We start from the raw sequence: 21,364 nt of genomic DNA, 5'->3' as shown, positions 1-21,364 counted from the left end.
GGGATGATCGGGGGTGCAGGGGCGCCCGTACTTCCTGGTGAAGGCGACCGATGTGGAGCAGACGGAGGGGCACGCGGCGTGCGGCACGACGAAGGACCTCATACGCTGACGCGGACGGCGACGCGTACGGAGGCACTCCCCGAGTCTCACCCCTTGACGAAGCGCCGCACATCGGGCCAGATCATCACTTTCGCCCTGGTCGGAGTGGTCAACACCGCGGTCTACTACGGCCTTTACCTGCTACTCCTCCAGCGGCTTCCCTATCTGGCCGCGCATGTTCTCGCGTTCGCCCTGAGTATGACGGGCTCGTTCTTCCTGAACGCGAGATTCACCTATCGCACCCGTCCGACCTGGCGTAAGTTCCTGCTGTTCCCGCTGACGAACGCCACCAATTTCCTGCTCACGACGGCAGGGGTCTATCTGATCGTGGACGTTCTGCACGCGGGCCACCGGTTCGCTCCCCTGCTCGCGTCGGGGGCGGCGGTCCCGGTGACGTTCGTGGTCTCCCGCTCGATCATGCTGCGGGGCACGGGCACCGGCTGAGAGACGTCAGCCCAGCGCGCCCAGCGGATCGTCGAGCACCGGCTGCCACGCCAACTCGGCCGCGCCGACCAGGCTGTTGTGGTCCAGGGTGCAGGCGAGGATCGGAGGAACCCCGCTCTGCCGTCCCCACAGGCTGCGGTCGGCGACGACCGCGCGCAGCCGGTCGGGGTCGGCGTCGAGGAGGGAGCGGTGCATGCCGCCGAGAATGATGCGGTCGGGGTTGAGGATGTTGACCAGGCCCGCGAGCCCGAGACCGAGGCGGTCGATGAGGGCCTCGGCGGCCGTGCGGACACCCTGGTCGGCGTACTGCGTGCGGATGAGTTCGTTGGCCTGCTGGAGCAGCGAGCCCTCGGGGCCGGGGTCGCGGCCCACGGCGCTGAGGAAGGCCCGCGGGTCGGCCTCGACGTCGAGGCAGCCCCGGCTGCCGCAGTGGCAGGGGCGGCCCTCGGGGTTGACGGTGAGGTGACCGACTTCGAGGGCCAGGCCCGAACTGCCCGTGTGCAGACGGCCGTCGAGGACCAGCGCACCGCCGACGCCCCGGTGCCCGGTCGCCACGCACAGCAGTTCGCGGGAGCCCCGCCCGGCGCCGTGCCGGTGTTCGGCGAGGGCGGCCAGGTTGACGTCGTTGGCCGCGAACGCCGGCCCCTCGATACCGGCCGCACGGACCCGCTCGGCGAAGATCTCCCGGACGGGCGCCCCGGCCGGCCAGGCCAGGTGCAGCGGGTTCAGCGCCAGCCCCGCCGGTTCGGCGACCGCGGACGGCACGGCGAGGCCCGCGCCCACACACCGCCGGCCGGTCTCGCGCAGGAGTGCGGCGCCCGCGTCGACGACCGAGCCGAGCACCTTCGCAGGATCGGCGTCGACGATCTCGCAGGCGGGCGTGGTGGTGACGATCCGGCCGCCGAGACCGACCAGCGCGGCGCGCCAGCCGTCGGCGTGGATCTGGGCGGCGAGCGCGACGGGCCCCTCCTCGGCGACCTCCAGACGGTGCGAGGGACGGCCCTGCGAACCGGCGGCGGCGCCCGGGTGCGCGTCGACGCGGATCAGGCCGAGCGCCTCCAGTTCGGCGGCGACGGCGCCCGCGGTGGCCCGGGTGACACCCAGTTCGGCGGTGAGCACGGCACGCGTCGGCGCCCGCCCCGTGTGCACCAGCTCCAGCGCCGGACCGAGCGCCCCCCTCCCCCGGTCCAGCCGCGCGCGTGTCGTCGGTGTCCCTTCGCCCGCCGCCTTGGCGGCCGCCTTCCCGTCCATGAGGGGGAGTCTCCCATGATCCGCTCGGCATCGGCCCCCCGCCCGGGCCTCCCGCCCGGCGGGCCTCAGGCGTCGCCGAAGCCGCTGACCCGCGGGGTGACGCTCAGCCGACGCGGTCCGCCCCTGCCCGGCCGACGCGGTCCCGCCGAACACCGGGCGACCACCGCAGGTCGTCGTCCAGGGCGCTGTCGTACGGGACCGTCGCCCCACCGATCCGCGCGTGTCCGCGACCGCGCGCGTCGGCCCGGGCCCGGCCGGCCAGGCCGGGAGGGCCGATTCCGCGGTCACATCTCCGCAGATGCTCCCGCGCAGGAGCCGGCGGGCTCAGAGGTCCGCGCAGATCTTCCGCGACTGTGCGATGTCCTTCTTGACCTGGGCGTCGAACGCGAAGGCCACTTGCTGACGGTGGGAAGCGCGGCGGAGCGCGTCCGCGAGGGGCTTGTACGCCCGGTCGGCGGCGGCTGCCGCCTCGGACAGCACCACGGCCCCGTTCCACCGGTAGAGCGCCACCTTGCCCTCGTCACCCTTGGCCGTGTACTTGGAGGGGGCGAAGCCGGCGAGGGGGGCGCACGCGCCCTGCGCGTCGGCCGCCGGACCCGAGCCGGGGCCCGGGCTCTCGCCGGAGCCGGTCAGCACCCAGGCCGTGCCGACACCGCCGCCGCCCAGCAGCAGACCGACCAGCAGTACGGCCACGAGCGGCCCTCTGCCGCCGGTCCGCGGGGTGGTCGGCGCGGGCGGGGACGGCGAGGCGGGCGGTTGAGTGGGCTGCTGAGGCTGCATGCGCATGACCATATCGGGCCACGCGGGAAGCCCACCGGTTGATCCGGCAACGCCTTGAACCCAGGTGCCGCGAGACGCCGCACGATGTGGGTCCGGCGGTGCGAGGTCGGTCGCGGGGGTGCTCCGCGAGAACCCTGGGCGCCATCGCGAACACGTCGTTGGTGACGCTGCGACCTTACGCAGATCGCCCGCCCCGGCCTGGAAGCAGTTCGTCCCGCTGGATCACCAGCGGGACGAAGCGGCAGTGCCCGGAATACCGACAGCGTCACGGGGAGACGCAGGGCCCCTTCGCGCACCGCGCATGCTCATGCGGAGGCCGCGTGCGCACGCGGCGCCGCCGTCACTACCGGGCGGCCTTCTTCGCGCCGGAGAACGCGGCGAACGCGCCGATGGCGAGGAAGAGGAAGGTCATCGCATCGGCCGCCTCGCTCCAGCCCTCGGTCAGCACGTCGAAGTGCTCGGTGAACAGTGTGGTCGCGGAGACGCCGATTTCGTCGGCGTAGAAGATCGCGATACCGATGAGCTGGCCGAGGTAGACCGCGCCCAGCGACAGCAGGGCGCTGACCACGGGGAGGACCGGGTTGGTGCCACCGATCTTGCCCGCCGCGAAGCCTATGAGGAAGCCGACGCCGACGGCCGCGTAACCGATCTCGTACTCGGTCGCGCCGACGATCGCGCCGTAGACACCAGCGGTGACCAGCGCCGTGACGACAGCCACGATTAGACCCAGGGCGAAGTTGTTGCGCGCCGGCGCCGGCGCGGGTGCGAACGGGGCTTGAGGAGGCAGGGCGGAACCGGGCTGCTGGGCGAACGGATTGCCGCCGTTGGGCTGTTGGGCGTAGGGGTTGCCGTCGGACGGCTGCTGGGCGAAGGGGTTGCCGTCGGACGGCTGCTGAGCGTAAGGGTTGCCGTCGGACGGCGATGGCGCTGACTGGGTCATGACAGGATTCCCCCAATGGAACTGCTGCGACGAGCGGTGTGGTGTGTCGCGCACGCGTGCGCGACAAGACGCCGAAGAGTAACAGGCGTGGCGATCCTGTCCACCAGGGATTTCGCGGGTGATTTCGGGTGGGGCTCACAAGCCCACAGCCACCGTCGGCCGGATGAGGGTCCGAGTGGCGAGGTCACCGTCTCAGGGCGGGGGTCGCCGTCCCGCGCGGCCGCTCGGGGAAGAGGCGCGAGCTGCGGCTCGGTTAGCCTGGGCGCACGATGAGCGACCGTATGACCGCGCCCTGGGGCGAGTACACCCTGACCCGTTTTCCCGAGGACCCCCGGGAGCCGCTGCGCGCCTGGGACGCGTCCGACGCGTATCTGCTGCGCCATCTCGCGGAGAGCGGGACGCCGCTGGACGGGGCGGTCGTGGTCGTCGGGGACCGTTGGGGTGCGCTGACCACGGCGCTGGGCCGGTACGGGCCGACGCAGATCACCGACTCGTACCTGAGCCGGGAGGCGACGCGGGCGAATCTGGAGCGCGCCGGCGTCGGGACGGACGCCGTGCGGCTGCTCACCACCCGGGACACGCCTCCGGACCGCGTCGACGTCCTGCTCGTCCGGGTCCCCAAGAGCCTCGCGCTCCTGGAGGACCAGCTGCACCGGCTGGCGCCCGCCGTGCACGAGGGCACGGTCGTGATCGGCGCCGGGATGGTCAAGGAGATCCACACCTCCACGCTCCGCCTCTTCGAGCGGGTCCTCGGCCCCACCCGCACCTCGCTGGCCCGGCAGAAGGCGCGGCTGATCTTCTGCACCCCGGACACGGGCGTGCTCTCGGCTCGGGGCGGCGATCCGTGGCCGTACACCTATCGACTGCCGGACGACGTAGGTGTGTTGGCCGGGCGTCCGGTCGTCAACCACGCGGGTGTGTTCTGCGCCGACCGGCTCGACATCGGCACCCGGTTCTTCCTGCGCCACCTGCCGAAGGACCCCGGCGGCGGCCGGGTCGTGGACCTGGGGTGCGGCAACGGGGTGGTCGGCACGGCGGTCGCGCTGGCCGAGCCGGGCGCCGAGGTGGTGTTCGTGGACGAGTCGTACCAGGCGGTGGCCTCGGCGGAGGCGACGTACCGTGCGAACCGGCCCGGCGCGGACGACGCGGCCGAGTTCCTGGTCGGCGACGGGCTGGAGGAGTTCCCACCGGGAAGCGTCGATCTCGTTCTCAACAACCCGCCGTTCCACTCCCACCAGGCGACGACCGACGCCACGGCCCGGCGGATGTTCGCCGGGGCGCGGCGGGCGCTGCGGCCGGGCGGTGAGCTGTGGGTGGTCGGCAACCGTCACCTGGGCTACCACGTGACGCTGCGGCGGATCTTCGGCAACAGTGAAGTCGTCGCCGCTGACGCCAAGTTCGTGGTGCTGAAGGCGGTCAGGCGGGGCTAGCGGCCTCTGTCGGCGGAAGGGCTCCTCGCAGGGCGCGCGGTGAGGCGCCCAGCTCCCGGCGGCACGCCTTGTTGAAAGCCTGGAGGTCGGGGATGCCGACGGAGGCGGCCACGGCGGGGATGGAGAGGGTCGTGGCGCGCAGCAGATGGTGGGCGCGTTCGAGTCTGCGGCGGCGGATGTAGGCGACGACCGTGCCGCCGGTCTCGGCGCGGAAGAGGCGGGTCAGGTGGTTGTGGGAGACCCCGGCCGCGCGGGCCACCTCCGGGATGGTGAGCGGCGCGGCCAGGTGGGCCTCGATGTGGGCGATGGCGGCGGTGACCGCCGGGTGCGGGCCGGGGCCCGGCGCGGCGGGCGGGGTCAGTGTGGCGACGCGCCACAGGGCGGTCCAGATCTCGGCCCGGGCACGGTCCGGCTCGCTCGGGGCCGCGGCCACCGCCCGTAGCAACAGGCCGGTGAGCGCCGGGAGTTCGGGTCCGGCGTCCTGCACGACCGACACCGTGCGGGGCGGTCCGGCGGGGGTGATGCGCAGATGGGCGAAGAGGTGCTCGGAGCGGCCCCCGTAGCGGTAGCGGACCGTGGTGCCGGGCGGTACGAGGCTGACCCGGCCGGGGCGGATGGTGTGGACCGTGCCGTCGACGGCCAGTTCCCCCTCGTACTGGTAGAGGTGCAGCTGCCACAGCTCCGGCAGCCGGAACACGTCCGTGCGGCTCGCGACGCCGTGCACGCCGACACCGATGAGGGCGACGACCGGCGGCTCACCGAGGTGGATCTCCGTCTCCCGCATGACCGGAAAATACCAGTGACGGGCGTCACATTCGGGGCCCCGGGCCACCACACTTCGCGGGACGGTCGCATTCCCCTGCGGAACGGACACGTGCGGGCACTCCGGAGGCACCCGTACCGGCGCCGCGGGCTCGCCGCCGGGCGCTTGCGGCACGGCTACGCGGAGGGGACGGCCTCTTCCGTGCGCAGGACGCGGATGAGGCGGGCCACCGTGTCCGCCATCGCCGCCCGGCCCGCGGTGAGGTACGGGCGCGGGTCCACCACCTCGGGGCGGGCGTCGAGGTACTCCCGGATCGCGTCGGTCAGGGCGATGTTGAGCGCGGTGCCGATGTTGACCTTGGCGATGCCTCCCGCGACGGCCCGGCGCAGTTCGTCGTCGGGGACGCCGGAGGAGCCGTGCAGGACGAGGGGGACGTCCAGGGCGCCGGCCAGCCGTCGCAGGAGGACGTGGTCGAGGGCCGCGGTGCGGGTGGTCATCGCGTGCGAGCTGCCGATGGCGACGGCGAGCGCGTCCACCCCCGAGTCGGCCACGAAGGCCCGCGCCTCGTCGGGGTCGGTACGGGCTCCGGGTGCGTGCGCGTCGAGCGGCGCCGCACCGTTCTTGCCGCCCACCTGCCCCAACTCCGCCTCGATCCACAGCCCTTGGCCGTGCGCCCACTGCACGGCGGCGTGGGTCGCGGCCAGGTTGTCGAGGTAGGGCAGGCGCGACGCGTCGTACATCACGGAGCTGAAGCCGGCATCCGCCGCCCTGCGCAGCAGGTCCTCGCTCCGGACGTGGTCGAGGTGGAGCGCGACGGGCACGGCCGCCCGCTCGGCGACGGCGGACGCGGCGCGGGCCAGCGGGAGGAGGTCGCCGTCGTGGAACCCGACCGCGTTCTCGCTGACCTGGAGGACGACGGGCGCGGCGGCGGTCTCGGCTCCCGCGACGACCGCCTCGACGTGCTCCAGGGTGATGACGTTGAACGAGGCCACCGCGACGTGCGTGGCGGCGGCCCCGGTGATCAGTGCACCGGTCGTCGTGAGGGGCACGACTCCTCCTGTTTCAGCGGTCGTTCGGGGCGAGGATCACCGAGCGCGTGAGATGGCGCGGCCGGTCGGGGTCGAGGCCGCGGGCGGCTGCCACGGCGACGGCGAGCCGCTGGACGCGGACCAGTTCGGCGAGCGGGTCCAGCCCGCCCGGCACCCAGGTCCCACCGGTCGCCCGCACCTGTTCGGCGAGCCCCTCGGGCGCCTCGCCGAACATCCAGGTCGCCGTGGACCGCGTGGTGACGCTGATCGGGCCGTGCCGGTACTCCATCGCCGGATACGCCTCGCTCCACGCCAGCGCGGCCTCACGCATCTTCAGCGCGGCCTCGTTCGCGAGGCCCACGGTCCACCCCCGGCCGAGGAAGGTGAACTGGGTGCCGTCGACGAGCCCTTCGGGCAGCGGTGCCGCCAGCGCGTCGGCGACGGCCGCCTCGGGGTGCAGGCCGAGGTGGGCGCGCAGGAGGGTGAGGGCGGTGGTGGCGAAACGGGTCTGGACGACGGACTTCTCGTCGGCGAAGCCGAGGACCACGACGTCGTCCGCGGCCGCCATCACCGGGGTGGCCGGGTCGGCGGTGATCGCCGTCGTACGGGTACGGCCCCGCAGCACGCCCAGCAGGTCCAGCACCTCGGTGGTGGTACCGGAGCGGGTGAGGGCCACGACGCGGTCGTAGGTCCGCCCCCGGGGGAACTCCGAGGCCGGGAAGGCGTCCGTCTCCCCCTGGCCGGCCCGCTCACGCAGGCGGGCGGCGGCCTGGGCCATGAAGTACGACGTCCCGCAGCCGACGATCGCCACCCGCTCGCCGGGCGCCGACAGGACCCCGGCGTGTTCCACCGCCTCGGCGGCGACGCGGGCCCAGCACTCGGGCTGGCTGTTCAGCTCGTCCTCGACGTGGGTCATGCGGTCACCCTCCCCAGAAGGCATCGGCTCATGCGTGTTCCTGCACGATATAATCGACTTCCGAGCATCTTCAAGCAAGACATGGCAACAGGGCCAGCAGGAGGAGACCCATGTCCCGCGACGTCCGCCGGCGGACGCTGCTCGAACTGCTCGTCGAGCGGGGGCGGCTGGACGTCGAGGAGGCCGCCGGCGAGCTGGGCGTGTCCCCCGCGACGATCCGGCGCGACTTCGACGGGCTCGCGGCGCAGCAGATGCTGCTCCGCACCCGGGGCGGAGCGGTCGTGCACGGCGTCTCGGACGAGCTGCCGCTGCGCTACAAGACGGCGCGTCGGGCCACGGAGAAACAGCGGATCGCGGCGGCGGTGGCGGGCCTTGTCGCTTCCGGCGAGGCGGTGGGCCTGACCGGCGGCACGACCACCACCGAGGTCGCTCGGGCCCTGGCCGCACGGGGAGATCTGTCGTCCGGCGCGCCCGCGCTGACCGTCGTCACCAACGCGCTCAACATCGCGGGCGAGCTGGCCGTGCGGCCGCAGTTCAAGATCGTGGTGACGGGCGGGGTGGCCCGCGCCCAGTCGTACGAACTCGTCGGCCCGCTCGCCGACGGTGTGCTCGACCGGATCACCCTGGACGTGACGGTCCTCGGCGTGGTCGCCCTGGACGCCGTCCACGGTGCCGCCGCGCACGACGAGGCGGAGGCCGCCGTCAACCGGCTGCTCTGCGAGCGTGCCGAACGGGTCGTCGTCGCGGCCGACTCCAGCAAGCTGGGGCGCCGGGCCTTCGCCTGGACCTGCGCGACCGCGTCGGTGAACACGCTGGTCACGGACACGGCGGCGGCACCGGAGACGGTCCGGCGGTTCGAGGAGGCCGGGGTGAGGGTCGTCATCGCGTGAGTGCGGGCGCTGAGGCCGAAGGACGAGGCCCTGAGGCTGGGGCCCGCCGGGGGTCGGGCCGGTCGGGTGGCAGGGAGTCGCTGCGCCGTGCTGGGCAGGCGGCCGACACGCTGCGTCAGTCCTGCAGCCAGGGCGCCAGCATTCCGCCCCGCTTCAGGGTCGTGAGGACGAGGGCGATGTCGATCGACGCCACCTCGTGGAGCCATGAGGAGCGGGTGACGAAGTCGTGGAGGGCGGCTTCGTCGGGGAACGCGGTGAGGACGAGGAGCTGGCGTTCGCCGGTGACGAAGCTGGCGTAGCGGACGTGGGCGGACGCGGCGAGGGCTGTCGTCACGGAGTCCACCTCGGCCGGGGGCGTACGGACCCGGAGGACCGCCTCGACCGGCAGTCCGAGCACGGCCGGTTCGATCACGGCACGCACGCGCACCCTCCCCTCCCGCCGCAACGCGCCGACGCGGCGTCGCGCGGTGGCCTCCGACACACCGGCCACGCGCGCGAGCTCGTCGTACGTGCGACGCCCGTCCTCGGCGAGGGCGTGCAGCAACAGCCGGTCTGCGCGCGAGAGTTCGGGCGGGACCCCGTCGGCCGGCAGCGGATCGGCCGCCGGCGACGCGGCGTCCGAGGGGTCCTCGCACCTGAGCGCGGCCATCTCGTCCTCGGTGAGCAGGCCCGCGTGCCACTCCCGGATCGTGCGGACGTGGCGCAGCACCGGAAGGGTGCGGGTCTCCACCACGCCCGGCAGCCCGGCGAGTTCGTCCAGCACCAGGCCGGCCAGCCGTTCGCGGGGCCCGCGCAGCTCCGCGAGGCAGTCCGGGGTGCCGGTGAGAACATGGGCGAAGACACAGTCGGGCCGACGGGCCAGCGCGGTGGCGATGACCCGGGCCCGGCCGGGGGCGCAGCGGATGTCGACGACCACGCTGCGGCCACGCATCGCCATCGCCCCGATCCGCACCAGACCGGTCTCCAGCAGCCGGGTGCCCCGGCGGACGACAGTGCGTTCGGGCTCGCCGAGGGCCGCCGCGATGCGGTGCCAGGCGGCCCTGCCGTCGATCTGCAGCGCGCTGATGATGCGCCGGTCCAGCGAATCCGTCACCGGGCCGGTCTGCGGTGCGTCCATCGGCCCCAGCCTATGGCGGATTCCGTCAACTCCGCAGGGGTTCTTGTTCTGTTCCGTCGCCGTGGCCCAGCCTGCCGTGAAGTGGAATCGCGCGGTCCCGCACGGTCTCCCCGCCGTGCGGGCGCGCCCACCCTGCCCTCGGCCCACCGTCCCCCTCCCCCTCCCCCTCGGCTTCCGCCCCCCTCGGCCCGCACGAGCCCATGACTCCCGACTCCCGTGACTCTCCACTCCCGTGACTCCCGACTCCCGTGACTCCCCGACGTACGGAGATGGTCGACGTGACCGCGACTCCCGGCAGCCCCCCACGTTCCCCGGCCGCCGACCCCACCGCGTCGGCGCCGGTGCCGACGCCGCCCGCCGGCACCGGGCGCGGCCGGTGGACGCTCCTCGGACCCGGCCTGGTGCTGGCGGCCGCCAGTGTGGGCGCGGGCGACATGGTGACCTCGCTCGCCGGCGCCGCCGGGTACGGGATGGCGCTGATGTGGGCCATCGTCATCGGTGTCGTGCTGAAGTACGCGCTCACCGAGGCGGTGGGCCGGCTGTATCTGGCGACCGGGCAGACGGTGATCGGGAGCCTGAGGTCGGCCGCCCGCTGGCTCCCGGCGGCGTTCCTGCTGTTCGTCCTGGTGATCGGCCTGCTCTACGGGGCCGCGCTCAGCTCGGTGGCGTCCCTGGCGCTGTCCACGCTGTTCCCCGTACTGCCGGTCAGGCCCGTCGGCGTGACGATCGCGCTGGCGGCGGCCGCGATCGTGTACGCCGGGCGGTACACGGTGTTCGAACGGGTGATGAGCGTCTTCATGCTCGCCAAGTTCCTCGGCATGGCCGTCCTCGCGGTGGCCACGCTCGCCACCGCCGACGACCTGCCCGGCCTGCTCGGCACCCTGCGCCCGAGGCTGCCGGAGGGTGACGTCGTCACGGTGCTGGCGCTGGTCGGCGGGGTGGGCGGGACGGCCGGGATCGCCTCGTACAGCTACTGGGTGCGCGAGAAGGGCTGGGCGGACCGGAGCCGGTTGCGGCTCGTGCGGGCGGACTCGGCCCTGAGCTACGGCGTGACGCTGCTGTTCGTGCTGTGCACGACGGTGGTGGGCACGGGCCTGCTGTACGGGACGGGCCAGAGCATCACCGGCAGCGACGGTCTCGCCGCGCTCGCCGACCCGCTCGGCGCCGATCTGGGGTCGGTGGCACGGGTGCTGTTCCTGGGGACGTTCTTCCTGGTGACCCTGAGCGCGCTCGTCGGCGGCTTCAACGGCCTGTGCTACCTGCTCGCCGACTCGCTGCGCGCGGTGCGCGGCATCCCGGACGCCGAGGCGGAACCCCACATCGCGCAGAACGGCCGCCCGTTCCGTGCCTTCCTCCTCTACTGCGCCCTCGCCGCGGTCGCCGTCACCTTCCTGGGCCGACCGGTGTCCCTGGTGCTCACCTACGCCGCCGTCGGCTCGCTGATCCTGCCGCTGCTCGCGGGCGCGCTGCTGGTGCTGCTCAACCGCCGCCGCGTGGAGCCGGCGCTGCGCAACCCGATCACCTCGAACGTACTGCTGGGCGGGTCCTTCGTGCTCTTCGGGGTGCTCGCGGCCGTCCAGCTCAAGGACTCCCTGGGAGGGGCGTGAACCACCTCGTGAACCAGCTCGTCGACCACCCCACGCAGTACCCCGTGAACCCCACGGGCGACGCGGACGAGACGGACGACCTGTGCTTCCGGACCGCGTACGAAATCTCCGTCGCGCTGGCACGCCGCGAGCTGTCCGCGCGGGAGGTGATGACGGCACATCTGGAACGGATCGAGACGGTCAATCCGGCGGTGAACGCGATCGTGACGCTGGTGGCGGAGCGGGCGCTGGAGCGGGCGGCCGAGGCGGACGACCGGATGGCCGCCGGGGAGCGGGTCGGCCCGCTGCACGGGCTGCCCGTCGCACACAAGGACCTGCACGACACCGCCGGCATCCGGACGACGTCGGGTTCACCGATCTTCGCCGACCGGGTGCCGGACCGCGACCACTTGGTCGTCGAGCGGCTGCGGAAGGCGGGGGCGATCACGCTCGGCAAGACCAACGTCCCCGAACTGGGCCTGGGTTCGCACACCGTCAACCCCGTGTTCGGGGCCACCCGCAACCCCTACGACCTCTCCCGCAGCGCGGGCGGCAGCAGCGGCGGGGCGGGCGCCGCCCTGGCGTGCGGGATGCAGCCCCTCGCCGACGGCAGCGACACCGGTGGTTCGCTGCGCAACCCCGCCTCCTTCAACAACGTCGTCGGGCTGCGTCCGTCGCCGGGCCGGGTGCCGTCCTGGCCGGACAAGGCACCGTGGGGCCAGTTGTCGGTGAAGGGGCCGATGGCCCGGACCGTGGCGGACGTCGCCCTGGCCCTGTCGGTGCTGGCCGGGCCCGATCCCCGCGACCCGCGCTCCCTGCAGACGCCCGGTTCCACCTTCGCCTGGCAACTCGACGGCGGTCTCAAGGGGTTGCGGGTCGCCTGGTCACCCGATCTCGGCGGGCGGGTGCCCGTCGACCCGGAGGTACGGGAGGCGCTGCGCCCGGCGGCGGAGACGTTCGCCGCCCTGGGCTGCGACGTCGAGGAGGCCTGCCCGGACCTCACCGGCGCCGACGAGGTGTTCCTCGCCCAGCGGGCCTGGCAGGTGGAACTCTCCTACGGGCCGCTGCTGGACGCCCACCGCGACCGGCTGGCCCCGGACGTGATCTGGAACATCGAGCAGGGCCGCAGGCTCGGCGGACCCGACCTCGGGCGGGCACAGGCGCTGCACGGTGCCCTCTTCCACCGGGTCCGCGAGTTCTTCGAGCGGTACGACCTGCTGTTGCTGCCGGTCAGCCAGGTCGCTCCCTTCGCCATCGAGCTGGCCTACCCGACGGTGATCGACGGCACCCCCATGGAGACCTATCTCGACTGGATGCGCTCGGCGTACCTGATCTCGGTCACGGGCTGCCCCGCCCTGTCCGTCCCGGCCGGGTTCACCCCGCGGGGCCTGCCGGTCGGGTTGCAGATCGTGGGCCCGCACCGGCGGGACTGGTCCGTCCTGAAGGCCGGGCACGCCTTCGAGCGGGTGACACGGGTCGGGGAGCGGCGCCCGCCGGTGGTGACGGGCGACGGCGTGTAGGTCCGAGCGGGCGGGGGCCGGTGTCACCGCTGCTCAGTGGGAGTGGCCGGCCGGGCTTTCGGGGCTTTCGGGCGTCTCCCCGGGTGCCTCCTCGGGCGCGTCAGCGGCGCCCGTGCGGACCGTGAACGCGGCCGTGTGGACCTTTCCCTCGTGCTTGAAGTCGAGGAACAGGCGGTAGGCGCCGGCGCTCGGCGCGGTGGCGGTGAAGGACACCTCCGGGCCGGGTGCGGTGGTGCCGTCGCCGGGCTCGCCGCCCGGGTGCACATGCAGGTAGGCGAGGTCGCCGGAGCGCAGGGCGACCAGGTGGCCGTAGGCGCCGAGGTAGGGCTCAAGGTCGGTGACGGGCCTGCCGTCACGGGAGACCTTGAGCCTGAGTTCGCTCGCGGCGCCCGGGCGCAGGCCGCCGTCCAGCTCGACCTCGTAGCCGTTGACCTCGGCGGTGTCGCTCGGCGCGGGCAGCTTGTGCGGCTTGTAGACGCCCGAGACGGCGAGGTCGGCGCCGAGCGTGAGGTTCTCGGCGTCCTTGCCGGCCGGGGTGAAGTCGGCGAACACCCGGTAGCCGCCCGCCTCCGGCAGGTCGACGGGGGTGCTCCAGGTGCCGTCGGCCGCGCGGGTGGGATGCAGATGGCGGTAGGTGACCAGGTCGCGTGAGGCGACGATGAGGTGGAGTTCCTTGTCGTGCTCGCGCTGGTAGGCGGTGACGGCGCGGCCGTCCTCGTCCCGGACGACGAACCGCAGGTCGGTGCGCTGCCCGGCGGTGACGCCGGGCGTCCGCAGGTCGAGGGTGTGGCCCCCCGCGGAGATCTGCAGTCCGCCGGCCGCGGCCGGGGCGTCGCCGCCCCCGCCCTTTCCGGGCCCGGGCGACTGCTCGGTGTGACCGCCGTGGCGGCCGGGCGCGCTCTCATGGCTCCCGGCTTCCTCCGCGGCGTCCGGGACGACACGGTCGACACCCCTGCCCACGCCGTAGGCGGTGCCGAACGTGGCGGCCAGCGCGGCGGCGAACGCGGTGATCCTGAGTCCGGTGTTCATGGACGTCTCCTTCGAGGGCGGGTCTTCTCACAGCTCACGATACCCCTGGGGGGTACCAAGTCAAGCGACGGGAGCAACTTGCCGTTGATACCCTCCCGGGGTATACAGGGATGGTCACAGAATACCCCCACCCCGTATACGATCCACAAGCCGCCCACGCGGTACGAGGAGCAGCCATGACCATCACCAGGACCGGGGCCGCCGCCGCGGTGGAGCTCACCATCGGCGGCATGACCTGCGCCTCCTGCGCGGCCCGGGTCGAGAAGAAGCTGAACCGCATGGACGGCGTCACGGCCACGGTCAACTACGCCACCGAGAAGGCGAAGGTCAGCTACGCGGACGACGTCTCGGTACGGGACCTGATCGCCACCGTCGAGGCGACGGGGTACACGGCACGGGAGCCCGCGCCGGCCGCGCGGGCCGAGCCCGGGAGCGCCGAGGAGGCGGAGGGCGACGCGCTGCTGCCGCTCCGGCAGCGGCTGGTCACGGCGGTGGTCCTCGCCGTCCCCGTCATCGCGATGGCCATGGTTCCCGCGCTGCAGTTCGCGTACTGGCAGTGGCTGTCCCTGACCCTCGCGGCCCCCGTGGTGACGTACGCCGGGTGGCCCTTCCACCGCGCGGCGTGGACCAACGCCCGGCACGGTGCCGCCACCATGGACACCCTGATCTCCATCGGCACCCTGGCCGCGTTCAGCTGGTCGCTGTGGGCGCTGTTCCTCGGGACGGCGGGCACGCCGGGCATGACACACCCCTTCGAGCTGACCATCGTCCGGGGTGACGGCGCCGGGAGCATCTATCTGGAGGCCGCGGCCGGGGTGACCGCCTTCATCCTCGCCGGACGCTACTTCGAGGCCCGCTCCAAGCGGAAGGCCGGCGCGGCCCTGCGGGCCCTGCTGGAGCTGGGCGCGAAGGACGTCACCGTCCTCATGCCCGGCGGGGGCGAACGGACGGTCCCGGTCGCCGAGTTGACCGTGGGCGACCGCTTCCTCGTGCGCCCCGGCGAGAAGATCGCCACCGACGGGACGGTCGTCGAGGGTTCGTCCGCGGTGGACGCGTCCCTGCTGACCGGCGAGTCCGTGCCCGTGGAGGTCGTGGCCGGCGACCCGGTCACCGGTGCCACCGTCAACGCCGGCGGCCGTCTCGTCGTCGAGGCCGGCCGGGTCGGCGCCGACACCCAACTGGCCCGGATGGCGAAGCTGGTGGAGGACGCGCAGAACGGGAAGGCCTCGGCCCAGCGACTCGCGGACCGGATCTCCGCCGTCTTCGTACCGGTCGTGATCGCCCTCGCCCTGGGCACCGCCGGGTTCTGGCTCGGCAACGGAGCCGGGCTCACGGCCGCGTTCACCGCCGCCGTCGCCGTACTGATCATCGCCTGCCCCTGCGCCCTGGGGCTCGCCACGCCGACCGCGCTGCTGGTCGGCACCGGGCGCGGCGCCCAGCTGGGCATCCTGATCAAGGGGCCCGAGGTGCTGGAGTCCACGCGCGCGGTCGACACCGTCGTCCTCGACAAGACCGGCACCGTCACCACCGGCCGCATGACCCTGCTGGCCGTGCACCCCGCCGACGGCACCGAGGAGGCCGAAGTCCTGCGGCTGGCAGGCGCGTTGGAACACGCCTCCGAGCACCCGGTGGCTCGTGCCGTCGCCGAGGCGGCGCTGGACCGGATCGGCCCCCTGCCCACGCCGGAGGACTTCGCGAACGTCCCCGGCCTCGGTGTGCAAGGGATCGTCGACGGCCACGCGGTCCTCGTCGGCCGCGAACGGCTCCTCACCGACTGGGCCGTGCAGCTGCCCGACAGCCTGGCACGGGCGCGGGCACAGGCCGAGGCGTCCGGGCGTACGGCCATCGTGGTCGCCTGGGACGGCCAGGCCCGCGCGGTCCTCGAAGTCGCCGACGCGGTGAAGGAGACCAGCGCGGAGGCGATCACCCGGCTGCGCGCGCTCGGCCTCACGCCGATCCTGCTGACCGGCGACAATCGGGCCGTGGCCGAGTCCGTCGCCCGCGAGGTCGGTATCGCCGACGAGGACGTGATCGCGGAGGTGCTGCCGCAGGACAAGGTCGACGTCGTCAAGCGCCTGCAGGCCCAGGGCCGTTCGGTGGCGATGGTCGGCGACGGCGTCAACGACGCGGCCGCACTCGCCCGGGCCGACCTCGGGCTGGCGATGGGCACGGGCACCGACGCCGCGATCGAGGCCGGCGACCTGACCCTCGTACGAGGCGATCTGCGCGCGGCGGCCGACGCCATCCGCCTCGCCCGCCGCACGCTCGGCACCATCCGGTCCAACCTGTTCTGGGCCTTCGCCTACAACGTGGCCGCCCTGCCGCTCGCGGCGGCCGGCCTGTTGAACCCGATGATCGCCGGGGCCGCCATGGCCTTCTCCTCGGTCTTCGTCGTGGGGAACTCCCTGCGACTGCGGACGTTCCGAGCGGCCGGCTGAGGCAACCTGCCTTATGAATAAGGTCAGTTGTCTCGTGGCTCATGGCGACCGCAAGCGAAAGGGCCATGACCGGCCGAGAAGGATAGCGATTCGACGGGATGTCGCCGCACGTGGCGGAAATGGTGTCGAATTCATGGTTCGGCCGCCCGGCACAGGGCCGGGCGGGGACGAGAGTCCTTTGCCCACGGACTTCTTTGCCCGCGGACCCTCTGCCCACGGACTCCTCTCCCCACGGCTCCTTTCACACGTCCGGGGCCCGGCCCCCCGCATTCCCTCTCCGGACGCGCGCATTCCGTCGTGGCGGCGAATGGCGGCGATGAGGATTCGACGCGGCCGGGCGCCCGGGGCGGATCAGCCCACGCGCCGGCCGGCCGTCGTGGAGCGGTGGGTGAGAGGTTCACGCAGGCCCAGATGGTCACGCAGCGTGGTCCCCGTGTACGCGGTCCGGTAGACGCCGCGCTCCTGCAGTTCGGGGACGAGCAGGTCGACGATGTCGTCGAGGCCGTCGGGGATCAGGTACGGCGTGACGTTGAAACCGTCGACCGCGCCGTGCCGTACCCAGTGGGCGAACCGGTCCGCGAGGCCCGAGGGAGTGCCGACGTGACCGCGCTGCGGGCCGAGGGCGATGACGGTCTCACGCAGCGACCAGCCGCCCGCCTCGGCCTTCTCGCGCCACTCGGCGACCGCCTTGCGCGGGTCGGCGATGCGGCGGGCGCCGAAGGAACCGTCGTTCTCGGCGATGACCGGATCCTCCTTCGGCAGCGGCCCGTCGGCGTCGCGGTCGGACAGGTCGCGGTTCCACAGGAGCCCCGCGATGCCCAACGCGGTGGCGGGGGTGACCTGTTGACGGCGGATCCAGCGCTTCCTCTCCTGTGCCTCCTCCTGCGTGGCCCCGATGATGATCTCCGTACCGGGGAGGATGCGCAGGTCGTCCCCGGGCCGGCCGACGGCCGCCAGACGGCGTCGGACGTCCTCGGCGAAGGCCAGCGCGTCGTCGAGGTCGTCGCCGTGCGCGGAGAAGATGACATCGGCGTTGCGGGCGGCGAAGTCCCGGCCCTCACCCGAGTCGCCGGCCTGGAAGATCACCGGGTGGCCCTGCGGGGAGCGCGGCAGGGTGGGCACGAGGTCCACGTCGAACTGCGGCCCCCGGTGGCGTACGTGCCGGACGGATCCGGGCGCCGCCCAGGCGGAGGCACCGGGCGACCCGGAGACGGCACCGTCCTTCCAGCCGTCCCAGAGGGCGCGGGCCACGGTGAGGAACTCCTCGGCGCGCGTGTACCGGTCGGCGTGGTCGAGGTAGCCGCCGCGGCGGAAGTTCTCCCCGGTCCAGGCGTTGTCGGTGGTCACCACGTTCCAGCCGGCGCGGCCCTCGGAGAGCAGGTCGAGGCCGGACAGCCGACGGGCGAGGTCGGGGGCCTCGTTGAAGGTGGTGTTGGAGGTGGAGACCAGGCCGATCCGGTCGGTGACGGCGGCCAGGGCGGCGAGCTGGGTGATGGCGTCCGGGCGCCCGGCGACATCGAGATCGTGGATCCTCCCGTCGACCTCGCGCAGCCGCAGCCCCTCCCCGAGGAAGAAGGCGTCGAACAGGCCCCGTTCGGCGGTCCGGGCCACCTGCCGGATGCCGGCCGGGTCCATCTGGCTGCCGCTGGCCGGGTCGGACCAGATGGTCCAGTGGTTGACGCCCTGGAAGAAGACCCCGAGGTGCAACTGCGCGTCGGGGCGGGGGGGCGTCGAGCGGATCGGTGCGGGTCATCGGGTCCCCTCCCCGACCTGGGCCGCCGTGGTGGCGTAGCGGTTGGCGGGCCGCTCCAGGCCCAGGTGGGTGCGCAGGGATGCGCCGGACAACGGACGGACCGCGTACCGCCGTTCGAAGAGATGCGGCAGTACCAGCCGGGACAGCTCCGGCAGGTCCTCGTCCAGCACCAGCGGACGCAGCCGTACGCCGTCCACGACGCCCCGCAGCCGCTCCAGCAGCGCGGCGAGTCCGGCGGCGGAGCCGATGTGGCGCAGCCGTCCGCGATCGGCCCAGGGCGCGTGCTGTTCGAGGTCGGCGACGCGTTCCTCGGCCGTGGCGTGCGCGGTGTCGAGGGCGACCTCGATCTCGGCGAAGGTCCGGGGCGTCCCGGCTCGGGCGGCGGCCGCGACGGCGGCGAGGTCACGGCCCGACACGAGGGCCACGTCGAGCTGCTCGGCGGGCACCGTGCCGGGGTGGCCGAGCACGACGACCTGCCCCTGCGGGGGACGCGGCACGATCGCCGGCCCCTTCACCGTGAAGGTGTCGCCGGTGAAGTCGACGTAGTGGAGCCGGTCACGGTCGAGATACCGGCTGGTGGCCACGGAACGGATGACGGCGTCGTCCTCCCACGAGTCCCACAGCGCGCGCACCGCCTCGACTCCGTCACGGGACTCGCGGGCCCGGGCGGCGGCCCCGTCGACGAGGGGGCGGCCCCAGGCACGTGCCGCCTCGGGTCGCGTCTCCTCGCCGACCACCCACCCGGCGCGCCCGACGGAGACGTGGTCGAGGGACGCCAACTGACTGGAGACGTGGAACGGTTCGGCGTACGTGAGGGCCACGACCGGCGCGACACCGACGACGCTCGTCGAGGCGGCGATGAACGCGGCCCGCTCCACCGCGCCGATCCGGCCGACCGTGTCGGGGGCGGCGGAGGGCGGGAGGGCCCCGTCGTCGAGCGTGAGGAGGGTGAACCCGGCGTTCTCCGCTGCGGCGGCGACACGGGCCACCCGGCGCGGGGTCAGCAGATGGTCGGGAGAGTGCGCGGCGCGGCGCCAGGCCGCGGGATGGGCGCCGTCGCCGTCGAGTTCGACGGCGAGGCGCAGGGCAGGGCCGGACATGGGGTGTGTTCCTTCCGAGGGCACGACGAGACGGCCGGCCCGATGGCCGACGGGGGTCGGACGCGTGCGGAAGGACAGACGGCGGAGGCGGTACGGCAGTAGTCGACATGCCGCCGGGTGATCAGCCACGTACCCGCGCCGGCACCGTGCGGTGCCGCGTCACGTACGTGCATCAGGGCCTCCAACCGTCCAGCGGTTACCGCTTCAACCTATGTCGTCGGCCTGGGAAGGTGTCAAGGACATTAGTTGTACGTGCATGTGAAATGAGCGCACACGAAGGCCGGAACGGCGGCCGTGGGCGTCGACCCTCAAGGCAGCGCGGTGGGCCCGCCGCGGCCGGGGTCGTCCGAGCCGACGATCGTCGGGCCCGCGCGGCCGGGCGGATCACGCCGCCCGGGGCGCGCCTCCACTGCTCACCGCGCCGGAGTGCGGGCGCCGGCACTGGCACTGGCACTGGCACTGGCACTGGCACTGGCACTGGCACTGGTGCGCATGTTCGTACGGCGGTGCGGCCTTCCCTCCCGGCGCGCCCCCACTCTCACCGCGCCCCGGTCGGGAGACCGAGACCTCCCCCAGCCCAGGCAGGGCGCCGCGACCCGGCACACCTTGCCCCAGCCCCCGGCCCCCACTTAGCCTCATTTTGTGCCGCGAATAAACAAAACCCGAACGCACAGTGCCGTGCCGGGCCACGACAGCGACCTCGCGCGCCTCCGCGACCTTCGCACCCTCCGCATCGCCATCACCGCCTTCTTCGCCCTCGACGGCTTCGTCTTCGCCGGCTGGGTGGTCAGAATCCCCGCGATCAAGGAGCAGACCGGCGCGTCGCCCGGCGCGCTGGGGCTGGCACTGCTCGGTGTGTCCGCCGGAGCGGTGATCACGATGATGCTCACCGGCCGGCTCTGCCGCCGCTTCGGCAGCCACCCGGTGACGGTCGCCTGTGCCGTCCTGCTGTCCCTCAGCGTGGCCCTGCCCCCGCTCACCCACTCGGCGCTCGCCCTGGGCGCGGTACTGCTGGTCTTCGGCGCGGCCTTCGGCGGGATCAACGTCGCCTTCAACAGCGCCGCCGTGGATCTGGTGGCCGCGCTGGGGCGACCCGTCATGCCCAGTTTCCACGCCGCGTTCAGTCTCGGCGGCATGTTCGGGGCGGGGCTCGGCAGCCTGGTCGCGGGCTCCCTGTCGCCCACCGGCCATCTGCTCGGCATCACCGTGGCCGGTCTGCTGGTCACCGCCGTCGCCGCGCCCACCCTGCTGCGCCACACGCCCCCGGCGCCGCCGGCTCGCACCCCCGGGCAGGAGGTTCGCGCGGCCGAGTCCCGCGACTCACCCGGCGCGGGCCGCCCCGACCGCCGCACGCGCGGCCCGGTCGTCGTCCTCGGCCTGATCGCCGGGTGCACGGCCTACGGCGAGGGGGCGCTGGCCGACTGGGGCGCTCTGCACCTGGAGGCGGACCTGGACGCCTCACCCGGGGTCGCGGCGATCGGTTACTCGTGTTTCGCGCTGGCCATGACGATCGGCCGGCTCACCGGGACGACCCTCCTGGAACGCCTGGGCCGGACCACGGTGCTCGTGGCCGGTGGCGCGACCGCGACGGCCGGCATGCTGCTCGGCTCCCTCGCACCCTCCGTGTGGGCGACCCTGCTCGGCTTCGCCGTCACCGGTCTGGGCCTCGCCAACATCTTCCCCGTCGCCATCGAACGCGCCGGCGCCCTGGCCGGGCCCGGCGGAGTGGCCACGGCCTCCACCCTCGGGTATCTCGGCATGCTCCTCGGCCCGCCCGCGATCGGTTTCATGGCCGAATGGTTCTCCCTGCCCGCCGCGCTCACGAGCGTCGCGGTACTCGCCGCGTTCGCCTCCGCCATCGCGTTCAACACCCGCCACTCGGCCGCGAAATGACCACTCACCGTTGCCTCGTGACACCGCGCGGTGCATGAAGTCAGCCCTTCGAGAACATGAGGCAACCATTCAGTCGTTCGATTCGTATAACTCCCTGGAGGCACTGCGACCCGGCCGAACAGAGAGCGGCCGGAGCGTCACCATCCGCTTTTCCGGATGGTCCCGAACAAGGAGAAACGATGCGACTGTTCGTGCTCAACTATGCTCGCACCGCTGAGCAGTTGGAGTTCAGCGCTCCGTACACCTACGACTCCGGGCTGCAGTTGAACGTGCTCGCCGACGGGCGGATAGCCGCACATGACCAGGGCTTGATGCGGGAATTGGGGGCGACCACCTCCACGGCGGGATCGAAGACCCATTTCGACGACTGAACGCGGATTCGCGACA

At 73.3% G+C, this 21,364-nt stretch carries 18 protein-coding genes; 8 read left to right on the top strand and 10 right to left on the bottom strand.

The window, feature by feature from the left end; genetic code table 11:
• Positions 1–153: 153 nt before the first annotated feature.
• Positions 154–543 (top strand): GtrA family protein, encoded by a 390-nt coding sequence (locus STRBO_RS0119325; protein WP_005474752.1) that lies wholly within the window; start codon positions 154–156, stop codon positions 541–543.
• A gap of 6 nt (positions 544–549) precedes the next feature.
• On the opposite strand, the gene STRBO_RS0119320 is transcribed toward STRBO_RS0119325, so the two are convergent.
• From STRBO_RS0119320 to STRBO_RS0119310, 3 genes are all read right to left on the bottom strand, one after another.
• Positions 550–1,794: an ROK family protein gene (locus STRBO_RS0119320; RefSeq protein ID WP_005474753.1), complete on the bottom strand. Its 1,245-nt coding sequence runs from the start codon at positions 1,792–1,794 to the stop codon at positions 550–552.
• 324 nt (positions 1,795–2,118) lie between these two features.
• Positions 2,119–2,574, bottom strand: a complete 456-nt coding sequence (locus STRBO_RS0119315; protein ID WP_237547503.1) for a hypothetical protein — start codon at positions 2,572–2,574, stop codon at positions 2,119–2,121.
• Positions 2,575–2,917: 343 nt separating this feature from the next.
• Complete coding sequence (locus STRBO_RS0119310) at positions 2,918–3,514, bottom strand: hypothetical protein (RefSeq protein ID WP_005474755.1); 597 nt, start codon at positions 3,512–3,514, stop codon at positions 2,918–2,920.
• Positions 3,515–3,783: 269 nt separating this feature from the next.
• On the opposite strand from STRBO_RS0119310, the gene STRBO_RS0119305 reads away from it, so the two are divergent.
• Complete coding sequence (locus STRBO_RS0119305; RefSeq protein WP_005474756.1) at positions 3,784–4,944, top strand: methyltransferase; 1,161 nt, start codon at positions 3,784–3,786, stop codon at positions 4,942–4,944.
• Here STRBO_RS0119305 and STRBO_RS0119300 read toward each other — a convergent pair.
• The 3 genes from STRBO_RS0119300 to STRBO_RS0119290 form a co-directional block, all read right to left on the bottom strand.
• The gene (locus STRBO_RS0119300) at positions 4,931–5,728 is read right to left on the bottom strand and encodes an AraC family transcriptional regulator (RefSeq protein WP_005474757.1); all 798 of its coding nucleotides are present in this window, start codon (positions 5,726–5,728) and stop codon (positions 4,931–4,933) included. The genes STRBO_RS0119305 and STRBO_RS0119300 overlap by 14 nt on opposite strands.
• A 155-nt stretch (positions 5,729–5,883) precedes the next feature.
• A complete protein-coding gene (locus STRBO_RS0119295) occupies positions 5,884–6,756 on the bottom strand; it encodes a class II fructose-bisphosphate aldolase (RefSeq protein ID WP_005474758.1) in 873 nt (290 codons plus the stop codon).
• A 13-nt stretch (positions 6,757–6,769) separates the two neighbouring features.
• Positions 6,770–7,651: an SIS domain-containing protein gene (locus STRBO_RS0119290; RefSeq protein WP_005474759.1), complete on the bottom strand. Its 882-nt coding sequence runs from the start codon at positions 7,649–7,651 to the stop codon at positions 6,770–6,772.
• 110 nt (positions 7,652–7,761) lie between these two features.
• Here STRBO_RS0119290 and STRBO_RS0119285 point away from each other — a divergent pair, with 110 nt between their 5' ends.
• Entirely contained in the window at positions 7,762–8,541 is a 780-nt protein-coding gene (locus STRBO_RS0119285; protein ID WP_005474760.1) for a DeoR/GlpR family DNA-binding transcription regulator, read from the top strand.
• A gap of 115 nt (positions 8,542–8,656) precedes the next feature.
• On the opposite strand, the gene STRBO_RS0119280 is transcribed toward STRBO_RS0119285, so the two are convergent.
• The gene (locus tag STRBO_RS0119280) at positions 8,657–9,658 is read right to left on the bottom strand and encodes an Lrp/AsnC family transcriptional regulator (protein WP_005474761.1); all 1,002 of its coding nucleotides are present in this window, start codon (positions 9,656–9,658) and stop codon (positions 8,657–8,659) included.
• A 269-nt stretch (positions 9,659–9,927) separates the two neighbouring features.
• On the opposite strand from STRBO_RS0119280, the gene STRBO_RS0119275 reads away from it, so the two are divergent.
• Positions 9,928–11,265 (top strand): Nramp family divalent metal transporter, encoded by a 1,338-nt coding sequence (locus tag STRBO_RS0119275; RefSeq protein WP_020114622.1) that lies wholly within the window; start codon positions 9,928–9,930, stop codon positions 11,263–11,265.
• A complete protein-coding gene (locus tag STRBO_RS0119270) occupies positions 11,262–12,764 on the top strand; it encodes an amidase (protein ID WP_005474770.1) in 1,503 nt (500 codons plus the stop codon). Before STRBO_RS0119275 ends, STRBO_RS0119270 begins: the two co-directional genes overlap by 4 nt.
• Before the next feature lie 33 nt (positions 12,765–12,797).
• On the opposite strand, the gene STRBO_RS0119265 is transcribed toward STRBO_RS0119270, so the two are convergent.
• Positions 12,798–13,793 (bottom strand): hypothetical protein, encoded by a 996-nt coding sequence (locus STRBO_RS0119265; RefSeq protein ID WP_005474772.1) that lies wholly within the window; start codon positions 13,791–13,793, stop codon positions 12,798–12,800.
• A gap of 176 nt (positions 13,794–13,969) precedes the next feature.
• Between STRBO_RS0119265 and STRBO_RS0119260 the strand changes: the two genes are divergently transcribed.
• Positions 13,970–16,231 carry a heavy metal translocating P-type ATPase gene (locus STRBO_RS0119260; RefSeq protein ID WP_020114621.1) on the top strand — a complete coding sequence of 754 codons (2,262 nt, stop codon included), beginning with the start codon at positions 13,970–13,972 and terminating at the stop codon, positions 16,229–16,231.
• 351 nt (positions 16,232–16,582) lie between these two features.
• On the opposite strand, the gene STRBO_RS0119255 is transcribed toward STRBO_RS0119260, so the two are convergent.
• Positions 16,583–17,938, bottom strand: a complete 1,356-nt coding sequence (locus STRBO_RS0119255; RefSeq protein WP_005474779.1) for an NtaA/DmoA family FMN-dependent monooxygenase — start codon at positions 17,936–17,938, stop codon at positions 16,583–16,585.
• Between the two features lie 42 nt (positions 17,939–17,980).
• Positions 17,981–19,084 carry an LLM class flavin-dependent oxidoreductase gene (locus STRBO_RS0119250; protein WP_020114620.1) on the bottom strand — a complete coding sequence of 368 codons (1,104 nt, stop codon included), beginning with the start codon at positions 19,082–19,084 and terminating at the stop codon, positions 17,981–17,983.
• 678 nt (positions 19,085–19,762) lie between these two features.
• Here STRBO_RS0119250 and STRBO_RS0119245 point away from each other — a divergent pair.
• Positions 19,763–20,977, top strand: a complete 1,215-nt coding sequence (locus STRBO_RS0119245; protein ID WP_005474784.1) for an MFS transporter — start codon at positions 19,763–19,765, stop codon at positions 20,975–20,977.
• 179 nt (positions 20,978–21,156) lie between these two features.
• Positions 21,157–21,348: a putative ATP-grasp-modified RiPP gene (gene tgmA / locus STRBO_RS0119240; protein WP_005474786.1), complete on the top strand. Its 192-nt coding sequence runs from the start codon at positions 21,157–21,159 to the stop codon at positions 21,346–21,348.
• Positions 21,349–21,364 lie beyond the last annotated feature (16 nt).

The sequence above is a fragment of the Streptomyces bottropensis ATCC 25435 genome, from assembly GCF_000383595.1.
In the GTDB taxonomy this organism is placed as follows: Bacteria; Actinomycetota; Actinomycetes; order Streptomycetales; family Streptomycetaceae; genus Streptomyces; species Streptomyces bottropensis.
Note: the sequence above shows the minus strand (reverse complement) of the source record. Positions and strands in the feature narration are given on the sequence as shown.

Coding starts and splice junctions, on each gene's coding strand:
- tgmA (WP_005474786.1), top strand. CDS start 21,157: ATGCGACTGTTCGTGCTCAACTATGCTCGCACCGCTGAGCAGTTGGAG.
- STRBO_RS0119260 (WP_020114621.1), top strand. CDS start 13,970: ATGACCATCACCAGGACCGGGGCCGCCGCCGCGGTGGAGCTCACCATC.
- STRBO_RS0119320 (WP_005474753.1), bottom strand. CDS start 1,794: ATGGACGGGAAGGCGGCCGCCAAGGCGGCGGGCGAAGGGACACCGACG.
- STRBO_RS0119310 (WP_005474755.1), bottom strand. CDS start 3,514: ATGACCCAGTCAGCGCCATCGCCGTCCGACGGCAACCCTTACGCTCAG.
- STRBO_RS0119265 (WP_005474772.1), bottom strand. CDS start 13,793: ATGAACACCGGACTCAGGATCACCGCGTTCGCCGCCGCGCTGGCCGCC.
- STRBO_RS0119305 (WP_005474756.1), top strand. CDS start 3,784: ATGAGCGACCGTATGACCGCGCCCTGGGGCGAGTACACCCTGACCCGT.
- STRBO_RS0119315 (WP_237547503.1), bottom strand. CDS start 2,574: ATGCAGCCTCAGCAGCCCACTCAACCGCCCGCCTCGCCGTCCCCGCCC.
- STRBO_RS0119280 (WP_005474761.1), bottom strand. CDS start 9,658: ATGGACGCACCGCAGACCGGCCCGGTGACGGATTCGCTGGACCGGCGC.
- STRBO_RS0119275 (WP_020114622.1), top strand. CDS start 9,928: ATGGTCGACGTGACCGCGACTCCCGGCAGCCCCCCACGTTCCCCGGCC.
- STRBO_RS0119290 (WP_005474759.1), bottom strand. CDS start 7,651: ATGACCCACGTCGAGGACGAGCTGAACAGCCAGCCCGAGTGCTGGGCC.
- STRBO_RS0119300 (WP_005474757.1), bottom strand. CDS start 5,728: ATGCGGGAGACGGAGATCCACCTCGGTGAGCCGCCGGTCGTCGCCCTC.
- STRBO_RS0119285 (WP_005474760.1), top strand. CDS start 7,762: ATGTCCCGCGACGTCCGCCGGCGGACGCTGCTCGAACTGCTCGTCGAG.
- STRBO_RS0119250 (WP_020114620.1), bottom strand. CDS start 19,084: ATGTCCGGCCCTGCCCTGCGCCTCGCCGTCGAACTCGACGGCGACGGC.